This window comes from Burkholderia sp. 572, from assembly GCF_040545135.1.
GTDB classification, from domain to species: Bacteria; Pseudomonadota; Gammaproteobacteria; order Burkholderiales; family Burkholderiaceae; genus Burkholderia; species Burkholderia cepacia.
In genome coordinates this window covers 148,860-167,187 of sequence record NZ_JBEPLH010000002.1, presented here as the reverse complement: position 1 = coordinate 167,187, position 18,328 = coordinate 148,860, and the positions used below count along the sequence as shown (strand labels likewise).

Sequence of the window (18,328 nt, the reverse complement as noted above, 5' to 3'; positions counted from 1 at the left end):
ATACTCGCGCCGGACATCGCGCCAAGCGCGCCGCTTGCTTTATGATGTGCGCGCCGCGGCCGCCAGCCGGCGCGGCACCGGCCGCACGGAACCTGCCGCGCGGCCGCTCGGAACCTATCGCCGCCGCGGGCCGTGTAACCCGCCGCCAAGCCGCCGGAGAACCATTCGATGTCGTCCCCTCGCCTGTCGCGCCGCCACTTCACGATCGCCGCCGCGTCCGCCAGCCTCGCCGCCTGCACGTCGTTCGGCGACAAATCCCGTTCGGACAATGCCTCCGGCGCCACGCAGCCGCGCGAGAAGCCGGTGAAGATCGGCATCGCGCTCGGTGGCGGCGCCGCGCGCGGCTTCTCGCACATCGGCGTGCTGAAGGCGCTCGAGGCGCGCGGCATCCCGGTCGAAATCGTCGCGGGCACGAGCGCGGGCTCGGTGGTCGGCGCACTGTATGCGTCGGGCATGAGCGCACTGCAGATCAACAAGATCGCGCTCGACATGGATCAGGCAGCGATCAGCGACTGGGCGCTGCCGTTCCGTTCGCGCGGGCTGCTGCAAGGCGTGGCACTGCAGAACTTCCTGAACAAGACGCTCAACAACCGGCCGATCGAGAAGATGGCTAAGCCGCTCGGTATTGTCGCGACCGATCTGCAGAGCGGTCAGCCGATCCTGTTCCAGCAGGGCAACACGGGGCTCGCGGTGCGTGCATCATGCAGCGTGCCGTCGGTGTTCGAACCGGTGAAGATCGGCAACCGCGAATATGTCGACGGCGGCCTCGTGAGCCCCGTGCCGGCGTCGTACGCGCGCAAGATGGGCGCGAGCTTCGTGATCGCGGTCGACATCTCGGCCCGGCCGGACGGCGCGGCAACCAACAACCCGATCGAGATGCTGCTGCAGACCTTCACGATCATGGGCCAGACGATCAAGACCTACGAGCTCGACAAGTACGCCGACGTCGTGATCCGCCCGAACCTCGCGGCCATGGGCGGCAGCGACTTCAACCAGCGCAACGCGGCCATTCTTGCAGGCGAGGAAGCCGTCGCGCGCATCATGCCGGAACTGCAGCGCAAGCTCGCGGCAGCGCGCGGCGTGGCCGCCGCGTAAGCACGCGATGAGCAGGCCGGCGCGCGCCGCCGGCCCTCAAACGACGGCGCGACCGTCTCACCGTTTGCACCGCCCCAAAACAAAAAACCCTGCCGCCTTTCGGTGACAGGGTTTTTTCGATCCGGCCGGACTGGCCGTCGAACGTCAGTTGTTGCCGTTCGCCGAATCGTCGCCAATCGTCGCGCGCACGCGTTGACGCAGATCTTCCGGCTTCATCGGGAACTCCGACTCAAGCCGGCGCGCGCCGGTGAAACGCTTTTCCCAGTAGCCGCTATCGAGATCGTCGACGCGGATGGTGCTGCCCGTCGACGGCGAGTGCACGAACTTGTTGTCGCCGATATAGATGCCGACGTGCGAGAACGTGCGGCGCATCGTGTTGAAGAACACGAGATCGCCCGGCTTGAGGTTGCTCATGCTCACCTTCTCGCCGACGCGGCTCATCTCTTCCGCACGACGCGGCAGCGACATGCCGAGGGTGTCCTGGAACACGTAGCGCACGAAGCCGCTGCAGTCGAGGCCCGAATCCGGCGAGTTGCCGCCCCAGCGATAGCGCACACCGATCATGTTCAGCGCGCCGACGACCACGTCGCCCGCCTTGCCGGCCATGCCGGCGAGGAACGACTTCGCGCCGCCGCCCGACGGCTGCGCGTTGGTCTGCTGGAGGGAGGAATTCGACGCGTTCTGCGTCGAATTTGTGACATTCTGGTTAAAACTGCTGACTTCGTCGGCGAACGCGCCGGGTGCTGCTGCGAACAGGGCGCCGATGAATAGCCCGGCGATGGTGCGCGCGCATGCCTGGGTCAGGGATCGATGCTGCATTGGTCGATGGAATTTGCTTAAAAATCAGCTGATTGGCGGAAAATTTCGGTCGATACTAGCCAGCGCGTAATCGTTTGTCAAAACAAATTAATAAATACAATCGAGATGATCAGACCATTGGCGGCCTATCACGCTTTCCAGACCGCTTTCAACAGCTTTTGTGTGTAAGGATGTGACGGCCTGGTGAAGATGTCGGCCACCTCTCCCGACTCGACGACGGCCCCGCCCTGCATCACCGCGACGCGATGCGCCATCGCCCCGATCACCTCCAGGTCATGGCTGATGAATACATAGCCGAGGTTGTATTTCTGTTGCAAATTCGCGAGCAGCTTGAGCACCTGCTGCTGGATCGACACGTCGAGCGCGGACGTCGGCTCGTCGAGGATCAGGATGCGCGGTTCCAGCACCAGCGCGCGCGCGATCGCGATCCGCTGGCGCTGCCCGCCCGAGAATTCGTGCGGATAACGGTGCAGCACCGTGCGGTCGAGGCCGACTTCGCGCAGTACCGCGAGCGACTTCGCGCGACGCGCATCGGGCGTCATGTCCGGGCGATGCAGTTCGAGCCCCTCGCCGACGATCCGCTCGATCGTGTGACGCGGAGAAAGCGAACTGAACGGATCCTGAAAGACCACCTGCATGTTCGAGCGCAGTGCGGTCTGTTCGCGGCCGCGATAGGTCGACAGCGCGCGCCCCTGGAATTCGATCGTGCCGCCGGCCGTCTTTTGCAGGCCGAGCAGCGCCATCGCGAGCGTCGACTTCCCGGATCCCGATTCACCGACGATGCCGAGCGTCTCGCCCTGCCGCACCGACACCGACACATCCGCGACAGCCGTCACGGGTACCGAGCCGAACCAGCCCGCGATGCCCGGCCGCTTGCGCGCGAACTGCACGCTCACGTGGCGGGCGTCGAGCACGACGGGCGCGATCGGCATCACCGGCGCGACCGCGCGTTGCGGACGGCTGTTCAGCAGCCGCTGCGTATACGGATGCTCGGGTTCCGCGAAGATCCGCTCGACCGGCCCGCTCTCGACGAGCCGGCCGTGCTCCATCACCGCGACGCGGTCCGCGAAGTGCCGCACGAGATTCAGGTCGTGCGTGATCAGCAGGATCGCCATCCCGCGCTTTTCCGCTTCCTCGCGCTGCAGTTCCAGCAGCAGGTCGACGATCTGCGCGCGGATCGTCACGTCGAGCGCGGTGGTCGGCTCGTCGGCCAGCAGCAGGCGCGGCCGGCAGGCGAGCGCCATCGCGATCATCGCGCGCTGCCGCTGGCCGCCCGACAACTGGTGCGGATAGCTGTCGACACGCTTCTCCGGCTCCGCGATGCCCGTGCGCGCAAGCAGAGCGATCGCACGCTTGCGCGCCTCGACCGCCGATACGCCGTCGTGCAGCACGATCGTCTCGCCGATCTGCACGCCGATCGTATACAGCGGGTTGAGCGCCGTCATCGGTTCCTGGAAGATCATCGCGATGTCCGAGCCGCGCAGCCCGCGCATCTCGCGCTCGCTCTTGCCAGCCAGATCCTGCCCCGCGAAGCGGATCGCGCCGCTCACGTCGGCGTCGCGCAGCAGCCGCAGGATCGACAGCGCGGTCACGCTCTTGCCGGAACCCGATTCGCCGACCAGCGCGACGCGCTCGCCGCGACCGATCTCGAGCGTCACGTCGTCCACCGCGACCGTGTCGCCGAAGCGCACGTGCAGATGCTCGAGCGCCAGCAGCGGCTCATGCTGCGTCGATACGACCGGTTCGCTCATCGCTGGCCTCCCGCCGCGCGCACCGAATCGGCGATCCGCGTATCGAGCGCGTTGCGCAGCGCGTCGCCCATGAAGGTCAGCAGCAGCAGCGTCGTGACCAGCACGCCGAAGGTCGACAACGAGATCCACCATGCGTCGAGGTTGCCCTTGCCCTGCGCGAGCAGTTCGCCGAGGCTCGGGGTCGGCGGCGGCACGCCGAGCCCGAGGAAATCGAGGCTCGTGAGCGCGAGGATCGAGCCGCTCATCCGGAACGGCAGGAACGTGATCACCGGCGTGAGACTGTTCGGCAGCACATGGCGCCAGATGATCTGCCAGTTCGTGAGCCCCATCGCGCGCGCCGCGCGCACGTAGTCCTGTGTGCGGTTGCGCAGGAATTCCGCGCGCACGTAATCGGCGAGCCCGATCCAGCCGAACAGCGACAGCAGCACGATCAGCAGCAGGAAACTCGGCTCGAAGATCGACGCGAAGATGATCAGCAGGTACAGCTCGGGCAGCGAACTCCAGATCTCGATCAGGCGCTGCCCGACGATGTCGATGCGGCCGCCGAAGAAGCCCTGCACGGCGCCCGCGGCGATCCCGAGCAGCGTGCCGATCACGGTCAGGATCAGCCCGAACTCGACCGACACGCGGAACCCGTACACGAGCCGGGCGAGCAGGTCGCGCCCCTGCGCGTCGGTGCCGAGCCAGTTCGCGCGCGACGGCGGCGCGGGGTTCGGCACGTTCGAGAAATAGTTCAGCGTGTCGTAGTAGTAATGGTTCGGCGGGTAGACGACGAAGTTGCCGGGCGCCTCGAGCCGCTTGCGCACATACGGATCGAGATAGTCGGCCGGCGTCGGGAAATCGCCGCCGAAGGTCGTCTCCGGATACGCATGGAACATCGGGAAATAGGTCTGGCCGTCGTAACGCACGACGAGCGGCTTGTCGTTCGACCACAGCGGCGCCGCGAGACTCGCGGCGAACGCGACGACGAAGATCACGAAGCTCCAGTAGCCGAGGCGCTGCTGCCTGAAGCGCTGCCATACGCGGCGCGCGGGAGACGGCGACACGCGGGCGCGCGCCGCGTCGATGCGGGACGACACGACGGCCCGGTTCATCGCGCACCTCGCCCGGTGACGCCGGGCATGCAGACGGACGGTTTCATGTCAGCGCTCCAGGGTGTCGAATTGAATGCGCGGATCGACCCACACATAGCAGAGATCGGAGATCAGCTTGGTCGCAAGGCCGATCAGCGTGAACAGGTACAGCGTGCCGAGCACGACCGGATAGTCGCGCCGCACGACCGATTCGTACGACAGCAGCCCGAGTCCGTCGAGCGAGAACAGCGTCTCGATCAGCAGGCTGCCCGTGAAGAACGCGCCGATGAACGCGGCCGGGAAACCGACGATCAGCGGCAGCATCGCGTTGCGGAACACGTGCTTCCACAGCACGCTGCGCTCGGAGAGCCCCTTCGCACGCGCGGTCAGCACGTATTGCCGGCGGATCTGGTCGAGAAACGCATTCTTCGTGAGCATCGTGACGACCGCGAAGCTGCCGACGACCGACGCCGTGATCGGCAGCGCGATGTGCCACAGGTAGTCGAGCACCTTGCCGACGAGCGACAGCTGGGCGAAGTTGTCCGACGTGAGCCCACGCAGCGGGAAAAGCTGCCAGAACGAGCCGCCGCCGAACAGCACGAGCAGCAGCACGCCGAGCACGAAGCCCGGAATCGCATAACCGACGAGGACGACGAGGCTCGTCGCGACGTCGAACGGCGAACCGTTGCGCACGGCCTTCGCGATGCCGAGCGGCACCGCGATCAGGTACGTGAGGAAGAACGTCCACAGCCCGATGCTGATCGACACGGGCAGCTTCTGCACGACCAGCGACCACACGCTCTGGTGGCGGAAGTAGCTGTCGCCGAGATCGAAGCGCGCGAAGCGCTTCAGCATCAGCCAGTAGCGTTCGAGCGGCGGTTTGTCGAAACCGTACAGCGCCTTGAGCTGCGCGAGCTGCTGTGCGTCGACGCCGGTGTGTGCGCGCATCCCGAACGGCACCGCGCCCTGCTCCGTCGCGCCCTTGCGCAATTCCTGCACGGCCTGTTCGACGGGGCCGCCCGGCACGAACTGGATCACCGCGAACGTAAGCGTCAGCACGCCGATGAGCGTCGGGATCATCAGCAGCAGGCGTTTGAGGATGTAGCTCCACATGGGCGTCGACTCGCGATCGGTAGGCGGGGTTGGACGTAGGGCGGCGTGGCTCAGTGATCGGGCTTCGCCCACCAGGTCGACACGACCCAGCCCTCGGCCGAATAGTACAGCGGCAGCGTCTGCGGGTAGCCAAGCGTGCGCTTGTACGCGATCCGGTGCGTCGTGCTGTACCACTGCGGGACCGCGTAGTAGCCATGCATCAGCACGCGGTCGAGCGCGTGCGTCGCGTCGAGCAATTCGTCGCGCGACTGCGCGGTGCCGAGCGCGTGCAGCAGCGTGTCGACGGCCGGCGACTTCAGCCCGATGAGGTTGTCGGAGCCCGGCTCGTCGGCGAACTTGCTGGCGTAACGCGAGTATTGCTCGGCACCCGGCACCTGCACGCCCGGCAGGCGGATCGTCGTCATGTCGTAGTCGAACGCGTCGAGGCGCTTTTGCAGCAGCGCGAAATCGGCCGTGCGAAAACGTGCATCGATGCCGAGCTTCGCCAGATTGCGCTGATAGGCCGTCACGACACCTTCCATCGCGGCACCCGAATCGTCGAGGATCTCGAACGTGAACGGCTCGCCCTTCGCATTGCGCAGCGCGCCGTCGCGATAGGTCCAGCCGGCCTGCGCGAGCAGCGTGCGCGCCTTCAGCAGGTTCGCGCGCAGCGAGCCCGGCGGATTCGTGTCCGGCTGCGTGACCATCGGCCCGAACACGGCCGGATCGAGCTGCGCGCGCAGCGGCTCCAGCAACTTCAGCTCGCCGGGGCCGGGCGTGCCGGTCGCCTGCAGGTCGGTGTCGGCGAAGTAGCTGTCCAGACGCGTGTAGGCGCTGTAGAACAGCTGGCGGTTCAGCCATTCGAAGTCGAACGCAAGGTCGAGCGCCTGGCGCACGCGCACGTCGCGAAACAGCGGCCGGCGCAGGTTCATGAAGAAGCCCTGCATGCCGGCGCCGTTGTGCTGGCGGAATTCGCGCTTGACGAGCTCGCCGCTGTCGAAACGCTTGCCGACGTCGCGGCGCGTCCAGTTGCGCGCGATGTACTCGACGAGCACATCGTATTCGCCGGCCTTGAACGCTTCGAGCCGCGCAACGCCATCGCCGTACAGCTTGTAGACGATCCGTTCGAAGTTGTTGGTGCCCACCCGCACCGGCAGGTCGGCCCCCCAGTACGCCGGGTTGCGCCGGTAAGTGATCGTCCTGCCGTTGTCGTAGCGCTCGATCAGGTACGGGCCGCTGCCGATCGGCTGCTCGAACGCGAGCTGGTCGAACGGGATGCGCGAGCCGTCCGCGCGCAATCCCCACTTGCGCGAAAACACCGGCACGCCGCCGGCGATCAGCGGCAGTTCGCGATTCGCGCTGCGGAACTCGAAACGCACGGTGGCAGGATCGACCACCACGGCCTTCGTGATTTCCGCGAAATACGCGCCGAACTGCGGCGCGGCCAGCTTGCTCTTCAGCGTGTCGAACGAGAACTTGACGTCGTTGGCCGTGACCGGGTCGCCATTGGAAAAGCGCGCGCGCGGATTCAGGTGGAACGTGACCGAACGGCGATCCGGTGCGATGTCGATGTCGTCGGCGAGCAGCCCGTACGCGGACGCGGGCTCGTCCGAGCTGCCGGTCGCGAGGCTCTCGAACAGCATGTCGATGCCCGGCGCGGGATTGCCGCGCATCGTAAACGGGTTGAACTTGTCGAACGAGGTCAGCCGGTTCGGGTTTGCGAGCACGAGCGTGCCGCCCTTCGGCGCGTCGGGGTTGACGTAGTCGAAATGCCTGAAGCCCGGCGGATACTTCGGCTCGCCGTACTGCGCAATGGCGTAGGCCGCGTGCGCGGCGGTCGCGGCCAGCGCCGCCTGCAACACGAACACCGCGGCCGTGCGGCCGGCAACCCGTACGGCACGGCGGACACGCGCGGCGGCCCGGGGCGAACCCTTCGTCATAGAGGCCCTGTCGGTCGAATGAGGGTAGTAACGAGGGACGATTCTACCCATTCAATCCGTCGGGCCAAAAGAAAACCGCCATGCAGGCGGTTTCCTCATCAACGAACGTTGCGCGCACATCACGCGTGCGCCCTGCCGATCAACGCCAGCCGTTGTGGCGACCGTTGTCCCAATGGCCGTGACCGCGATCCCAGCCGGGGCGGCCGCCGTGACGGTGGTACCACTCGTCGCGACCCCAGTAGCGACGGCCGTCCCAGTAGCGGTCGCCATGCCAGCCGATCACGATAGCGGGCGCCGGTGCGTAGACGGGTGCCGGCGCATAGACCGGCGCAGGCTGATAGACGACCGGCGGCGGAGGCGGCGGCGCATACACAGGTGCGGGCGCGACGTGGACCGGTGCCGGAACGCCGAGATTGATCCCGACATTGACTCCCGCCATTGCTGCGCCCGACACGAGCAAGGCCGTCATACCGGTCAAGAGCGAGGCAATACGCAAGGTCTTCATGGATTCCTCTTTGGGGGTTGTTTGATGTGTGATTCGACTATAACGGCAAGCGTTGCCACCGCATATTTCAAGTTTGTAAGAACTGATGCGCGGCATCGCAAGGGCAAGCTTGCGCTAACGTCTTGTAACAATCGACGGCCCGACGGAGGCGCCCAGGCTCCCTTCCGCCTTTGCCTATCGGCGTTCGCACCGGCAGTGCACACGCGCCGAATCGTACAGTCGATGCCCCCCCGATACCGCCCTCGCGGGCCGCAGCGCCGTTCTCGCGGACGAAAAAAAAGCGGCACCTTCGTGCCGCTTCTCCGGTCGACGCATCGCGCCGCGATGCCGCTCAGCGCGACATCATGTTCATGCTGACGTTGTGCATCACCCACAGCGTGCCGACGATCAGGATCGCCGCGGTCAGCACCGTGTAGCTGAACGCCATCACGTTCCAGCGCTGGCCCGACGAGCCGTTCATGTGCAGGAAGTACACGAGGTGCACGACGATCTGCACGAACGCGAGCACGGCAAGCGCGATCAGCGACGCGTGCGGCGACAGCACGCCGCCCATCACGAGGCCGAACGACGCGGCCGTGAGCAGCACCGACAGGATGAAGCCGGCGACATAGCCGCCGACACTGCCGTGCCCTTCTTCGAGTTGAGACGAATGCGAATGGGCCATTTAGATCACGCTCGCGAGATAAACAAAGGAAAACACGCAGATCCACACGATGTCGAGGAAGTGCCAGAAGAGGCTCAGGCACGTCAGGCGTCGCAGGTCGCGATCGGTCAGGTCGCCGCCGCGAAACACGATCTGCCCGGCGAGCACGATCATCCACAGCAGCCCGGCCGTCACGTGCAGCCCGTGCGTGCCGACCAGCGTGAAAAACGCCGACAGGAACGCGCTGCGCTGCGGGCCCGCGCCTTCCGCGATCAGGTGCGAGAACTCGCGCAGTTCCATCACGAGAAACGCCGCGCCGAGCACGAACGTCACCGCGAGCCAAGCGAGCAGCGCGCCACGTCGCTGCTTGTACGCGGCGAGCATCGCGAACCCGTACGTGATGCTCGACAGCAGCAGCGCGGCGGTTTCCACCGCGACGCCCGGAATGTCGAACAGGTCTTTCGCGGTCGGCCCGCCCGCATACTGCTGGCCGAGCACCGCGAACGTCGCGAACAGCGCGGCAAAGATCACGCAGTCGGTCATCAGGTACAGCCAGAACCCGAACACCGAGTGCGACGGCGGATGGTCGTCGTGCTCGAGCAGGGTCGCGCTCAAGGTTTTCTGCAACATCAGTTGGCCTCCAGTTCCACGTCGTCGACGCGCGCGGCCACGCGCTGCGTCGGCTGCTTGTCTTCGGTCTTGCGCACCGTCGACGCAGGGATGTAATAACCGTCGTTATCGCGCGAGCTGTAGATCACGAGCGTCGCGACGATCCCGACGAGCCCGCCGATCGCCATCCACCAGATGTGCCACACCAGCGCGAAGCCGAGCACCAGGCTGAAGATCGCCACCACGAGGCCCGCGCAGGTATTCGACGGCATGTGGATGTCGCGGAACGACGCCGGGTTCGGCCGGCCTTCGCCGCGTGCCTTCATGTCCGCATACGCGTCGAGCGTGCGCACCTGCGGGATCACCGCGAAGTTGTAGTCGGCCGGCGGCGACGAGGTCGCCCACTCCAGCGTGCGGCCGCCCCACGGATCGCCCGTCGTGTCGCGGTATGCCGGCAGGTTGCGGTTGCGGATGCTGACCACCAGTTGCAGCAACTGGCACGCAATGCCGACCGCGATCAGCACGGCGCCGAATGCGGCGACCAGCAGCCACGGATGCCAGGCCGGGTTGTCGTAGTGGTTGAGCCGGCGCGTCATGCCCATGAAGCCGAGCACGTAGAGCGGCACGAACGCGACGTAGAAGCCGACCTGCCAGAACCAGAACGCAGCCTTGCCGAGCTTCTCGTTCAGCTTGAAGCCGAACGCCTTCGGGAACCAGTAGTTGAAGCCCGCGAGATAACCGAACAGCACGCCGCCGATGATCACGTTGTGGAAGTGCGCGATCAGGAACAGGCTGTTGTGCAGCACGAAGTCCGCACCCGGAATCGCCATCATCACGCCGGTCATGCCGCCGATCGTGAACGTGACCATGAAGCCGATCGTCCACAGCACGGGCGTCGTGAATTCGATCCGGCCGCGGTACATCGTGAACAGCCAGTTGAACACCTTCACGCCGGTCGGGATCGCGATGATCATCGTCATGATGCCGAAGAACGCGTTCACGTTCGCACCCGAGCCCATCGTGAAGAAGTGGTGCAGCCACACGAGGAACGACAGCACCATGATCGCGCAGGTCGCGTACACCATCGTCTTGTAGCCGAACAGCGGCTTCTTCGCGAACGTCGCGATGACTTCCGAGAAGATCCCGAACGCCGGCAGGATCAGGATGTACACCTCCGGATGGCCCCACGCCCAGATCAGGTTCAGGTACAGCATCGCGTTGCCGCCGGCTTCGTTCGTGAAGAAGTGCATGCCGAGGTAACGGTCGAGGCCGAGCAGCGCGAGCGTCGCGGTCAGGATCGGGAACGACGCCATGATCAGCACGTTCGTGCAGAGCGCGGTCCACGTGAACACCGGCATCTTCATCAGCGTCATGCCCGGCGCGCGCATCTTGATGATCGTCACGAAGAAGTTCACGCCGGTCAGCAGCGTGCCGACGCCCGATATCTGCAGCGCCCACAGGTAGTAATCGACCCCTACCCCCGGACTGAACTGCAGCTCCGACAGCGGCGGATACGCGAGCCAGCCCGTCTGCGCGAATTCGCCGATCACGAGCGATACGTTGATCAGGATCGCACTGACGGCCGTCATCCAGAAGGAGAGCGAGTTGATGAACGGGAATGCGACGTCGCGCGCGCCGATCTGCAGCGGCACGACCAGGTTCATCAGGCCGACCATGAACACCATCGCCATGAAGAAGATCATGATCACGCCGTGTGCCGTGAAGACCTGGTCATAGTGGTGCGGCGGCAGGTAGCCGGGCCCGTTGTACGAGAGCGCGAGCTGCATGCGCATCATGATCGCGTCGGCGAAGCCACGCAGCAGCATGATCAGCGCGACGATGATGTACATCACGCCGAGTCTCTTGTGGTCGACCGTGGTCAGCCATTCCGTCCACAGCCATTTCCACCGGCCGGTGATCGTCAGCGCGGCGAGAATGCCCAGCACGACCAGCCCCATGAAGGCGCCTGCCCCCATGATGATGGGCTGATCGAACGGGATCGCCGAAAGTGTGAGTTTGCCGAACATGCGTTACCCCTTCGTGCCGCAGGCGGCGTCCTTCAGGTCGAGGACGTGGCCATCGTTGTATTTCGCGATGATGTTGTGGAAGAGCCGCGGATCGACCGACGAGAAGTAGCGCACCGGCGCCTTCTCGCTCGGCTGGGCGACGGTACCGTACACGGTCGCGTCGAGACGGTCGGGCGAGGCCTTCACCTTCTGCACCCATGCATCGAACTGTTCGCGCGGCTCGGCGAGCGTGCGGAACTTCATGTCGGAGAAGCCGCGGCCGCTGAAGTTGGCGGACGTGCCCGCGTAGTTGCCGGGCTCGTCTGCGATCAGGTGCAGGCGCGTCTGCATGCCGGCCATCGCGTAGACCTGGCCGCCGAGCTGCGGGATGAAGAACGAGTTCATCACCGAATCCGACGTGATGCGGAAGTTCACCGGCGTGCCGACCGGAATCGCGAGCTGGTTCACCGACGCGATGCCGAGTTCCGGATAGATGAACAGCCACTTCCAGTCGAGCGCGACGACCTCGACGTCGATCGGCTTCACCGACGACTCGAGCGGCTTGTACGGGTCGAGCTCGTGCGTGGTCTTCCACGTGAGCACGCCGAGGAACAGGATGATCAGCGTCGGCACCGTCCAGATCACGACCTCGATCGCGGTCGAGTGCGACCAGTTCGGCGCGTAGGTGGCATTGCGGTTCGATGCGCGGTAACGCCACGCGAACCACAGCGTGAGCAGGATCACCGGCACGACGACGACCAGCATCGCCCAGGTGGACGTCGCGATCAGCGCCTTTTCGGCAGCACCCACGCTTCCTTTCGGATTTAGTACATCTAAATTACAGCCTGACAGGCTCAGGGCCGCGCCGATCGACATCAGCGCCACCCCGCCTTTTGAAGCTCTTCTTTTCATCACACCGCCCGAGGGTCATTGAATCCGTTTGCGTATGCCCGATGCGCATTCGATCCACGAAAGTGGCCGAATCATACGTCGCGCGAGTGCGATGAAGAACCAGCTAATGCGGAAAATCATCATTGCAGAATCTGTTGTGAGACACATTGTCGCGGGGCAATTTCACGCAGCCGCAAGCGGGCCCGGCGCTACCTGCGCCGGACCGCGATCGATGTGTACGCAACGGCCGCACCGCCGCGCGATGAGCCCCGTTCGCGACGTGCCGCGATCAGCCGTGCGTCGATGCCATGTACGACGGCTGCGGCTGCGCAGGGCCGTCCCCTGCCGGCAGCTTCGAATGGCTCGCGTCTTCGATCAGCCTTCCGACGGTCGGATCGATCGCGTCGGTGAACGGCTTCGGATCGATGCCGACCGCCAGCACGACCAGTGCGAGCGACGCGAACATCACGATCTCGCGACGGTTCAGGTCGGCGAGCTTTGCGATCCGCTGGCTCGCGACCTTGCCGAACACGACGCGCTTGAGCATCCACAGCGTGTACGACGCGCTGAGGATCAGCGTCAGTGCCGCGATCGCGCCGATCCAGAAGTTGAAGCGGATCGCGCCCATGATGACCATGAACTCGCCGACGAAGCCCGACGTGCCCGGCAGGCCGACGTTGGCCATCGCGAACAGCACCGTGAAGGTCGCGAAACGCGGCATCACGCCCGCGACGCCGCCGTACGAGGCAATCTCGCGCTGCTTCGTGCGGTCGACGAGCACGTTCACGCACAACAGCATCGCGCCCGCGACGAAGCCGTACGACACGAGCTGCACGATCGCGCCTTCGACGCCGATCCGGTTGAACAGGAACAGCCCGAGCGTGACGATCCCCATGTGCGCGACCGTCGAATACGCGAGCAGCTTGCCGAGATCGGTCTGGGCGAGCGCGATCAGGCTCGCATAGACGATCGCGAACAGCGACAGCGCGATCACGGCCGGCGCGAAGAAGTGGCTCGCGTCGGGTGTCACCGGCAGCGCGAAGCGCAGGAACCCGTAGCCGCCGAGCTTGAGCATCGCGAGCATCAGCGCCGCGCCCGTCGGGCCGTCGGTATAGACGTCGCTCAGCCACGTGTGGACCGGCCACATCGGCACCTTGACCGCGAAGGCGGCGAAGAAGCCGAGGAACACCAGCAACTGCGGCGCGAAGCCGAGCTGCAGCGTGCGCCACACGGCCATGTCGAACGTGTGCGACTGCGCGTACAGGTACAGCATCGCCATCAGCAGCAACAGCGAGCCGGCGAACGAGATGAAGAAGAACTTCACGGCCGCGTACACGCGGCGCTCGCGTCCCCATGTGCCGATCAGCAGGTAAAGCGGGATCAGCGTCGCCTCGAAGAAGATGAAGAACAGCAGCCCGTCCTGTGCGACGAACACGCCGACCATCAGCCCCGACAGGATCAGGAACGACGCGTAGTACTGCGCGACGCGCACCGTGACCGACTCCCACGACGCCACGACCACCACGAGCGTCGTGAACGCGGTCAGCACGACGAGCCACAGCGACGCGCCGTCGATGCCGACCCGCCATCCGGAATTGAATGCCGCCAGCCAGTTGCGGCTCTCGACGAACTGCATCGCGGCCGAGTGCGCATCGAAACCGGCGACCAGCGGAACGACGGCCGCAAGCCCCACCAGCGCGCCGACGAGCGCGATCAGCCGCGTTCGACGTGGATGATGGTCGGAACCGGCGCGCAACAGGCACGCGCCGAACAGGATCGGAGCCCAGATGGCCAGGCTCAGGAAGGGGAAATCATGCATGTCAACAGGGCCTTGATGAAGTCGCGCACTGCATCGGAGACAGGCGAGACGAAAGGAACGAAATCAAATCGACAGAAAGATTTCGTGAATCGCCAATGTTGGCAAAATGTAAAGCGGCATCACGGGAAAGCTTGACGCCGCTCAAACGCGATCGGGTTAACCAGCATAAGGCGATTGATTATTTTCTGCATCGCAGCAGAGCATCGATTTTCACAACCCGCCTTATCTTGCTGATTTTTATGAGTAATTTTTTGTATTGATCGATCAGACAGATTGCAAAAATCGACGCATCGCCGCATTTTTGACATCCGCCTGCCATTCCGGAGGGTCGGAACGAGCTGATTGGCACCAGACAAGACGGCGAGAATGCAGCGCTGATTTCTTACAGATTAACTTTCATTTTTATTTCATTTCGTCTTGCTCGACGCGGATCGCGTGAATGGCCGCGCCGCCCACCCTCCACGCTCCCGTGGGGCGGACTAGAAACAGCAAGCCGATACCCATCAACGTGCTTTACGTAATCACCTTTCCGCTCGGCAAGGAGCCGGAGCAATTTGCGACGCCAACCGCTGTCAGGCGCCGATGGTCGGCGTGATGATGGTTGCCAAGCGCGCAGAATGCGCCGCAGAAACTGCAACCGCAGCGAAAGCGGCGAACGCCAATAGCGACGCTGCCCGTGAAAATACGATCGCAGACCATCGCGCATCCACTGCTGCTCAGCGGGCGCGCACCGCGAAAGATCGTGGGATGGACGCGAATCAGGCGAGCGAATCCGCGCAACAGAAGCTGCCGAACGTGTCCGCATCCTGCCCGGACACCAGGCTGATCGAGCAAACGCCGGTGGACTTCAATTCGCCGGTCTGCAAGCGCACGATCATCTTCGCTGGCAAACAGTGTGGTTACGCCGCGTCGTACCGGCCTGCGGACCATGATGTGCAAATCACGTTCGATTCGAGCGAAATCGACGGTTGAACCGAAGCGCGGCCCGAACAACCGGTCGCGCAACATCCGGGCTGTCGAAGTAAATATGGGGTCGCTTGCGCCAGCCGCCACCACAGCGGGCGGATGCGCACCCGCTACCTGCATGGCGCGTGTGTATTTTCGGTGCGCGCAGTGAATATTCCAACGCGCGGGTCATCCACCATCGCGGCAGGCTGTCGCGCCCTCACCTTACGCATCGCAGATGTACATTCTTGACGCGGGCCGCGAATATTTCATGCTGCGCGAGTACGCAACCGCGCGATACACATGACGACTGGCACGCCAAGCAGGCCAGCGCCCACAACATGCCGACGACGAAACCGTGACGTGTCGCCGCGGATCGATGCGATAGCCGAGGTATCGGAATCTCTCCCACCACCTCCAGCGCTCAGGCAATCGCAGCACGAGCAAGTACCGCATCTTGCTCGGGTGTACCGCCGGACACGCCGAGGGCGCCGATCAGTTGGCCATCGCCATCCAAGAGAGGCACTCCTCCTCCCATCAGCAACAGCCCGCCTGCATGGATGTGGTCGAAGTGTGGAACTGGCTGGCCCGCCTGCCACGGGACATTGAGCGCTTCGCTCGGCGCCCGGAACATCACCGAAGCCCGGGCCTTTGCAATCGACAGTTCATTCGACGCAAGCCATGCCCCGTCCATCCGCGAGAAAGTGACCAAGTGCGCACCCGCATCCAGAATTGCAAACACGGCATTGAGTCCCGCGTCCTGGGCTGCGGCACGCCCCTGGGCCACGATCCGATCCGCCCGCTCCAACGTGAGCTCAGGCATTTTGCGTCCACTCCGTCTCTTGCCACTGCTTCGCCGCGTCAATCGTCGCAAAGGGGCGCATGGTTCGATACAAATGCGTATCGGCCGGAATGATCTCGACCATGGCGTCGATCATCTCCTTGGGGTCGGCCTGGTTCATCAGGCTGTCGCCGAAATCCGGCATCGGCACAACGGCGGAATCGGCGTCGTACCACTGCACGTAGCTCTCGGCGCCAGTGTCGTTGAATCCGGTACCGAAAACGCCCGGATTCACGGTCGCGACTTTGACGCCAAAGGGTTCGAGTTCCGCTTTCATCGACCCGGCGATGGCCTCGATCGCATGCTTGGTCGCGCAGTAGGCACCGACAAACGGGACAACCAGAATGCCCCCCATCGACGAGGTCCATACGACTTTTCCGGACCTGCGTGCCACCATCTTCGGCACGATCGCCTGTACCAGTTGAAGATGGCCGAAGACGTTGATTTCGAAGGACTCCCGAACGCGCTGCATCGGGATGTCGACGATCGATCCGCCTTCCATGACGCCGGCGTTCAGCACCAGGACATCGGGATCGAACGAGCCCGCGTGAGCGATGTCGATCGCGTCGAGCAGATTCAGCTTGATCACCTCGAGCACCACACCGGCCTCGGCTGCGTCCGCACGCAGGCTGCGAACCTGCGGCCACGTTTCGGCCGTCGCCACGACGTGGTGGCCAAGGCGCGCAAGTTCAATTGCCGCACCACGCCCAAAACCTGAGCTGGCACCCGTGATCAATATCTTTCGAGACATCTGGCGCTCCTTGACTGAAATAGTTGCACCCAGTGTAGGGAGCCCCTAGTATCAAAACAAGATCACCAATGCTTGATGAAACGATGAGAGTTACTCACCAATCAAGGAGCTTCGATTTTTTCTCTTTCACCGTGTTCCTGGCCGTTGCAACACGACGAAGCTTTCGCGCAGCAGCGACCGACCTCGAGATCACGCCGTCAGCGGTCAGTCATTCGGTAAAAGCGCTCGAGCGGCGTCTGGGCGTCCGGCTCCTGAATCGAACGACTCGCAGCACCTCGCTCACCGAGGCCGGCGAACGTCTGGCAGCCAAACTCCGGCCGGCGGTTTCGATCATTGACGAAGCGATGCGCGAAGTCGACGATCTCCGCCTGGCTCCCAGCGGAACCGTGCGCATCAATGCAAGCGAAGGCGCCATCCGCCTCATCCTGCGTCCCATCCTGGCAAGCTTCCTGAAGTCGTATCCGGACGTGCATCTCGACATCGTGAGCGACGGCCGCCTCGGTGACATCGTTGCAGCGGGATTCGACGCGGGCATCCGACTGGCCGAGGCCGTGCCGCAGGACATGGTGGCCGTTCCGATCATGGGCAACGTTCGTTTCGCAGCAGTCGCGTCGCCCGCGTATTTCGCTGCACATGGACGCCCCACTACGCCGCACGATCTTTATCGACACGACTGTATTCGCTTTCGCTTCGAGAGCGGCGCGATCTACCAGTGGGAATTCGAGCGACGCGGCGTGAGCGAGACCATCGATGTCTCGGGCCCGCTTACTTTGACGGACCAACCGCTGATGGTCGACGCCGCCATGGACGGCATAGGCATCGCTTTCGTCCCTGACCACCTCGTCGTCGAGGCCTTGCGTGACGGACGCCTCGAACGCGTTCTTGACGACTGGTGTCCGCCTTTTCCGGGACTATGCCTTTACTATCCCGGCCATCGCCATGTCTCGCAGGCTCTGCGCGCCCTGATTGCCTTTATCAAGGGCGAGCAGCTGCGCAGTTGAGTTTTTGCATGGCAAGGCCGGCTCGTATTCGCGCCAGTCGCACGATACCGCCGGGTTAGCTGCGAAGCTTCGACAGGTTGTATCGATGGCTCATCCGGACTGAGTCTGGAAGACTGGAAGCCGCCAAACACCCAACCTTCCGGGAACCCAGCCGAAGGAACTCACTTTCTCGAGTCGACTTGAGATGGTTCAGGAAATCACCGAGTCCGGCTCAAGCATGCCGCACGCGGACACGGATCGCCGCTTGACGAGTGATCACCCTTCACCGCGCGAATATTCACTCGGCATCAGAACGACTGCGACCGGTGAACCGCTCGTTCGTCGTGCTCATGCTCACAGGAAGCTTGTGAGTTGACTTGATAGTCAAAAAGAAAAAGCCCCGCAAGTCCGAGAACTTGCGGGGCTTTGTCACCGCTTTTGGCGGAGACGGAGGGATTCGAACCCTCGATCCAGGTTTTGGCCCAGATGCTCCCTTAGCAGGGGAGTGCCTTCGACCTCTCGGCCACGTCTCCCAAACTTTCGCTCGCACCAGGGAGGCAGTGCGACG

At 64.1% G+C, this 18,328-nt stretch carries 17 protein-coding genes and 2 tRNA genes; 5 read left to right on the top strand and 14 right to left on the bottom strand.

Going from position 1 to position 18,328, the window contains the following annotated elements; genetic code table 11:
* The first annotated feature begins 168 nt into the window (after positions 1–168).
* Positions 169–1,095 (top strand): patatin-like phospholipase family protein, encoded by a 927-nt coding sequence (locus ABIC51_RS04395; RefSeq protein WP_027787062.1) that lies wholly within the window; start codon positions 169–171, stop codon positions 1,093–1,095.
* 144 nt (positions 1,096–1,239) lie between these two features.
* On the opposite strand, the gene ABIC51_RS04390 is transcribed toward ABIC51_RS04395, so the two are convergent.
* From ABIC51_RS04390 to ABIC51_RS04370, 5 genes are all read right to left on the bottom strand, one after another.
* Complete coding sequence (locus ABIC51_RS04390) at positions 1,240–1,914, bottom strand: C40 family peptidase (protein ID WP_146252839.1); 675 nt, start codon at positions 1,912–1,914, stop codon at positions 1,240–1,242.
* A gap of 128 nt (positions 1,915–2,042) precedes the next feature.
* Positions 2,043–3,665: an ABC transporter ATP-binding protein gene (locus tag ABIC51_RS04385; protein ID WP_027787060.1), complete on the bottom strand. Its 1,623-nt coding sequence runs from the start codon at positions 3,663–3,665 to the stop codon at positions 2,043–2,045.
* Positions 3,662–4,759, bottom strand: a complete 1,098-nt coding sequence (locus ABIC51_RS04380; RefSeq protein ID WP_048020867.1) for an ABC transporter permease — start codon at positions 4,757–4,759, stop codon at positions 3,662–3,664. Before ABIC51_RS04380 ends, ABIC51_RS04385 begins: the two co-directional genes overlap by 4 nt.
* A gap of 48 nt (positions 4,760–4,807) precedes the next feature.
* Positions 4,808–5,851, bottom strand: coding sequence for a microcin C ABC transporter permease YejB (locus ABIC51_RS04375; RefSeq protein WP_060197069.1), 1,044 nt, complete (start codon positions 5,849–5,851; stop codon positions 4,808–4,810).
* Between the two features lie 50 nt (positions 5,852–5,901).
* A complete protein-coding gene (locus tag ABIC51_RS04370; protein ID WP_148668953.1) occupies positions 5,902–6,585 on the bottom strand; it encodes an ABC transporter substrate-binding protein in 684 nt (227 codons plus the stop codon).
* A 75-nt stretch (positions 6,586–6,660) separates the two neighbouring features.
* Between ABIC51_RS04370 and ABIC51_RS04365 the strand changes: the two genes are divergently transcribed.
* Positions 6,661–6,787, top strand: a tRNA-Arg gene (locus ABIC51_RS04365).
* A gap of 423 nt (positions 6,788–7,210) precedes the next feature.
* Complete coding sequence (locus ABIC51_RS04360) at positions 7,211–7,594, top strand: hypothetical protein (protein WP_155647991.1); 384 nt, start codon at positions 7,211–7,213, stop codon at positions 7,592–7,594.
* A 315-nt stretch (positions 7,595–7,909) separates the two neighbouring features.
* Here the strand turns inward: ABIC51_RS04360 and ABIC51_RS04355 are convergent, their stop codons facing one another.
* The 6 genes from ABIC51_RS04355 to ABIC51_RS04330 all read right to left on the bottom strand — a co-directional run bounded on the left by ABIC51_RS04355 (position 7,910) and on the right by ABIC51_RS04330 (position 14,243).
* Positions 7,910–8,275, bottom strand: coding sequence for a hypothetical protein (locus ABIC51_RS04355; RefSeq protein ID WP_354006377.1), 366 nt, complete (start codon positions 8,273–8,275; stop codon positions 7,910–7,912).
* A 331-nt stretch (positions 8,276–8,606) separates the two neighbouring features.
* Positions 8,607–8,939, bottom strand: coding sequence for a cytochrome o ubiquinol oxidase subunit IV (gene cyoD / locus ABIC51_RS04350; protein WP_011352504.1), 333 nt, complete (start codon positions 8,937–8,939; stop codon positions 8,607–8,609).
* Positions 8,940–9,548, bottom strand: a complete 609-nt coding sequence (cyoC, locus tag ABIC51_RS04345) for a cytochrome o ubiquinol oxidase subunit III (RefSeq protein ID WP_021162482.1) — start codon at positions 9,546–9,548, stop codon at positions 8,940–8,942.
* Positions 9,548–11,554, bottom strand: a complete 2,007-nt coding sequence (cyoB, locus tag ABIC51_RS04340; RefSeq protein ID WP_021162481.1) for a cytochrome o ubiquinol oxidase subunit I — start codon at positions 11,552–11,554, stop codon at positions 9,548–9,550. The genes cyoC and cyoB overlap by 1 nt, the downstream gene beginning before the upstream one ends.
* 3 nt (positions 11,555–11,557) lie before the next feature.
* Complete coding sequence (gene cyoA, locus ABIC51_RS04335) at positions 11,558–12,445, bottom strand: ubiquinol oxidase subunit II (RefSeq protein WP_027787056.1); 888 nt, start codon at positions 12,443–12,445, stop codon at positions 11,558–11,560.
* 268 nt (positions 12,446–12,713) lie between these two features.
* Positions 12,714–14,243, bottom strand: coding sequence for a complex I subunit 4 family protein (locus ABIC51_RS04330; protein ID WP_027787055.1), 1,530 nt, complete (start codon positions 14,241–14,243; stop codon positions 12,714–12,716).
* Between the two features lie 594 nt (positions 14,244–14,837).
* On the opposite strand from ABIC51_RS04330, the gene ABIC51_RS04325 reads away from it, so the two are divergent.
* A complete protein-coding gene (locus ABIC51_RS04325) occupies positions 14,838–15,215 on the top strand; it encodes a hypothetical protein (protein ID WP_138143286.1) in 378 nt (125 codons plus the stop codon).
* A 397-nt stretch (positions 15,216–15,612) separates the two neighbouring features.
* Here ABIC51_RS04325 and ABIC51_RS04320 read toward each other — a convergent pair whose 3' ends face one another.
* Together ABIC51_RS04320 and ABIC51_RS04315 are read right to left on the bottom strand one after the other, a co-directional pair.
* The gene (locus tag ABIC51_RS04320; RefSeq protein ID WP_027787053.1) at positions 15,613–16,011 is read right to left on the bottom strand and encodes a GlcG/HbpS family heme-binding protein; all 399 of its coding nucleotides are present in this window, start codon (positions 16,009–16,011) and stop codon (positions 15,613–15,615) included.
* Positions 16,004–16,780 (bottom strand): SDR family oxidoreductase, encoded by a 777-nt coding sequence (locus ABIC51_RS04315; protein WP_060311907.1) that lies wholly within the window; start codon positions 16,778–16,780, stop codon positions 16,004–16,006. The genes ABIC51_RS04320 and ABIC51_RS04315 overlap by 8 nt, the downstream gene beginning before the upstream one ends.
* A gap of 68 nt (positions 16,781–16,848) precedes the next feature.
* On the opposite strand from ABIC51_RS04315, the gene ABIC51_RS04310 reads away from it, so the two are divergent.
* Positions 16,849–17,781, top strand: coding sequence for a LysR family transcriptional regulator (locus ABIC51_RS04310; protein WP_175861545.1), 933 nt, complete (start codon positions 16,849–16,851; stop codon positions 17,779–17,781).
* A 418-nt stretch (positions 17,782–18,199) separates the two neighbouring features.
* Here ABIC51_RS04310 and ABIC51_RS04305 read toward each other — a convergent pair.
* Positions 18,200–18,293, bottom strand: a tRNA-Ser gene (locus ABIC51_RS04305).
* Positions 18,294–18,328: the final 35 nt, after the last annotated feature.

Bases quoted from the DNA above. Each gene is read 5' to 3' on its own strand.
- ABIC51_RS04395 (WP_027787062.1), top strand. From the start codon at position 169: ATGTCGTCCCCTCGCCTGTCGCGCCGCCACTTCACGATCGCCGCCGCG.
- ABIC51_RS04390 (WP_146252839.1), bottom strand. From the start codon at position 1,914: ATGCAGCATCGATCCCTGACCCAGGCATGCGCGCGCACCATCGCCGGG.
- ABIC51_RS04385 (WP_027787060.1), bottom strand. From the start codon at position 3,665: ATGAGCGAACCGGTCGTATCGACGCAGCATGAGCCGCTGCTGGCGCTC.
- ABIC51_RS04380 (WP_048020867.1), bottom strand. From the start codon at position 4,759: ATGAACCGGGCCGTCGTGTCGTCCCGCATCGACGCGGCGCGCGCCCGC.
- ABIC51_RS04375 (WP_060197069.1), bottom strand. From the start codon at position 5,851: ATGTGGAGCTACATCCTCAAACGCCTGCTGCTGATGATCCCGACGCTC.
- ABIC51_RS04355 (WP_354006377.1), bottom strand. From the start codon at position 8,275: ATGAAGACCTTGCGTATTGCCTCGCTCTTGACCGGTATGACGGCCTTG.
- cyoD (WP_011352504.1), bottom strand. From the start codon at position 8,939: ATGGCCCATTCGCATTCGTCTCAACTCGAAGAAGGGCACGGCAGTGTC.
- cyoC (WP_021162482.1), bottom strand. From the start codon at position 9,548: ATGTTGCAGAAAACCTTGAGCGCGACCCTGCTCGAGCACGACGACCAT.
- cyoB (WP_021162481.1), bottom strand. From the start codon at position 11,554: ATGTTCGGCAAACTCACACTTTCGGCGATCCCGTTCGATCAGCCCATC.
- cyoA (WP_027787056.1), bottom strand. From the start codon at position 12,445: ATGAAAAGAAGAGCTTCAAAAGGCGGGGTGGCGCTGATGTCGATCGGC.
- ABIC51_RS04330 (WP_027787055.1), bottom strand. From the start codon at position 14,243: ATGCATGATTTCCCCTTCCTGAGCCTGGCCATCTGGGCTCCGATCCTG.
- ABIC51_RS04325 (WP_138143286.1), top strand. From the start codon at position 14,838: ATGATGGTTGCCAAGCGCGCAGAATGCGCCGCAGAAACTGCAACCGCA.
- ABIC51_RS04320 (WP_027787053.1), bottom strand. From the start codon at position 16,011: ATGCCTGAGCTCACGTTGGAGCGGGCGGATCGGATCGTGGCCCAGGGG.
- ABIC51_RS04315 (WP_060311907.1), bottom strand. From the start codon at position 16,780: ATGTCTCGAAAGATATTGATCACGGGTGCCAGCTCAGGTTTTGGGCGT.
- ABIC51_RS04310 (WP_175861545.1), top strand. From the start codon at position 16,849: ATGCTTGATGAAACGATGAGAGTTACTCACCAATCAAGGAGCTTCGAT.